Origin of the sequence: Citrobacter sp. S55_ASV_140, from assembly GCF_018919505.1 — a bacterium.
In the GTDB taxonomy this organism is placed as follows: Bacteria; Pseudomonadota; Gammaproteobacteria; order Enterobacterales; family Enterobacteriaceae; genus Citrobacter; species Citrobacter werkmanii.
This window is the reverse complement of the sequence record NZ_JAHLQZ010000323.1, coordinates 1-2663: the sequence shown is the minus strand read 5'-3', so window position 1 is coordinate 2663 and position 2663 is coordinate 1. Positions and strand designations below refer to the sequence as shown.

At 53.8% G+C, this 2663-nt stretch carries 2 protein-coding genes and 1 pseudogene; all 3 read right to left on the bottom strand.

What is annotated here, in order from left to right; all coding sequences use genetic code 11:
• The coding region (locus KQJ18_RS23205; protein WP_216422859.1) for a nucleoside monophosphate kinase at positions 1–293 on the bottom strand (293 nt) is incomplete at its 3' end.
• 231 nt (positions 294–524) lie between these two features.
• Positions 525–2399 (bottom strand): molecular chaperone HtpG, encoded by a 1875-nt coding sequence (gene htpG / locus KQJ18_RS23200; protein WP_085047620.1) that lies wholly within the window; start codon positions 2397–2399, stop codon positions 525–527.
• Positions 2400–2509: 110 nt separating this feature from the next.
• Positions 2510–2663, bottom strand: a pseudogene (gene recR / locus KQJ18_RS23195) (recombination protein RecR); the annotation flags it as partial.

Here is a 2663-nt window from a genome sequence, read left to right as displayed (position 1 = left end):
TCTTTCATGGCGTCAGCCTGCGGAATAGTACGCGGGAAGCCATCGAGCAGGAAACCATTACGGCAGTCTTCCTGAGCAATACGCTCTTTTACCAGCGCAATCACCAGCTCATCAGTCACCAGCTTACCGGCGTCCATGATGTCTTTCGCTTGTTTGCCCAGCTCGGAGCCAGATTTCACGGCGGCACGCAGCATATCACCGGTGGAGATTTGCGGAATACCATACTTCTCCATGATGAACTGAGCCTGAGTTCCTTTACCCGCGCCCGGAGCGCCAAGCAGAATGATACGCATTACGAAAATCCCCTTAAAGGTTGTCGATATTTTTTAAAAAGCGCTAAACGATACCACCATCACGCAATTGGCTCAAGGAAGACGCCCGACGCTGAAACGGTTAATGGAGGGAAAATTGAAAATAAGGAGTGAAATTACCGGATGGCGGTGTACACACCTTATCCGGCCTACGAGTAAAAGATATGGTAGGCCGGATACGCGTTAGCGCCATCCGGCATTAGATGATGGCTATCAGGATACCAGCAACTGGTTCATACGGCGGATGAACTGGTTCGGATCTTCCAGCGTGCCGCGTTCGGCGAACAGAGCCTGATCCAGCAGCAGTTCAATCCACTCTTTAAACTGCGTTTCGTCCTGGGTATCCGCCGTGCGTTTTACCAGCACGTGGTCCGGGTTAAGTTCAAAGATATATTTCACGTCCGGTACGGCCTGACCCGCAGCAGCGAACAGTTTCGCCATCTGGGTGCTCATTTCATCCGCATCGGTGGTGACGATGGCCGGCGTGTCGGTCAGACGGTGGGTCAGACGCACTTCTTTGACGCGATCGCCCAGCAGCGTTTTCACGCGTTCAACGAACGGCGTCAGCGCTTTTTCCGCTTCTTTCGCGCTCTCGTCCACTTCATCCGCCAGCTTATCGATGGACTCGTCGGCTTTCGCAACGGACTGGAACGGCTTGCCGTCGAACTCGGTCAGGTAGTTCATCATCCACTCATCGATGCGGTCAGAAAGCAGCAGCACTTCAATGCCTTTCTTACGCAGCAGTTCCAGGTGCGGGCTGCTCTTCGCCGCCGCATAGCTGTCTGCAGTGATGTAGTAGATTTTCTCCTGCCCTTCTTTCATGCGGGAGATATAGTCTTCCAGCGACACGGTCTGTGCGGAGGAGTCTGTGTGCGTAGACGCGAAGCGCATCAGCTTAGCGATAGTTTCCTGATTAGCGTGGTCTTCCGCCGGACCTTCTTTCAGCACCAGGCCGAACTGTTTCCAGAAGGTCTGGTATTTTTCGGCATCATCTTTCGCCAGTTTTTCCAGCATCTGCAACACGCGTTTGGTCAGCGCGCTGCGCAGGTTACGGGTGACGGTGCTGTCCTGCAGGATCTCACGGGAAACGTTCAGCGGTAGATCGTTGGAATCTATCAGGCCGCGCACAAAGCGCAGGTAGTTCGGCATAAACTGCTCGGCGTCGTCCATGATGAACACACGCTGAACGTACAGTTTCAGACCATGCTTGTGATCGCGGTTCCACATATCCCACGGCGCCTGCGACGGAATGTACAGCAGGCTGGTGTACTCCTGCTTACCTTCCACACGGTTGTGGCTCCAGGTCAGCGGGTCAGTGAAGTCGTGGGCAATATGCTTGTAGAATTCGTTGTACTCGTCATCTTTGATTTCCGACTTGTTACGCGTCCACAGCGCCTGCGCCTTGTTGATCTTTTCCCAGGAAACCACGGTCTCGCCGTCTTTCTCTTCGGATTTTTCGATCTCTACCGGCAGCGCGATATGGTCGGAATATTTGCTGATGATGGAACGTACGCGCCAGTCATCAAGGAACTCGTCTTCGCCTTCGCGCAGATGCAAAGTGATTTCGGTGCCGCGATCGTCTTTGGTGATGTCGGCAACGGTGTATTCACCTTCGCCCGCAGATTCCCAGAACACGCCGTTCTCAGGTTTGTCGCCCGCCGCGCGGGTACGTACGGTCACTTTATCGGCCACGATAAACGCCGAGTAGAAGCCAACCCCGAACTGACCGATCAACTGGCTGTCTTTCGCCTGATCGGAGCCCATGGATTCGAGGAAAGATTTGGTGCCGGATTTCGCAATGGTCCCCAGATGATCGATGACGTCATCACGGTTCATCCCCACGCCGTTATCAGCAATGGTCAACGTACGCTTATCTTTATCGAAGGAAACACGCACACGCAGTTCACCGTCCCCCTCGTACAGGTCCGGGTTAGACAGTGCGCGGAAACGCAGCTTGTCTGCCGCATCCGAGGCGTTAGAGATGAGCTCACGCAGGAAGATTTCTTTATTGGAATACAGAGAATGGATCATCAGGTGCAGAAGCTGTTTTACTTCTGACTGAAAACCACGAGTTTCTTGTCCTTTCATGTAGATCTACCTCAACAATGCCATTTTCAATGGTAAAAACACGTTGAGGGTGAAATGGGGACAAGCGCGAAGGATTTCAAGCGGAAGCCGCCGTCGCGGCCTCCGTTTGTTCAGAATTTAATCTTGTGACGCCCGGCCAGAGAGTGCGACAGCGTGGTGCCGTCGACCATTTCCAGCTCGCCGCCAACCGGTACGCCATGGGCGATACGGCTGGCTTCAACGCCATACTGCATGCAAAGCTCAGCAATATAGTTGGCGGTCGCC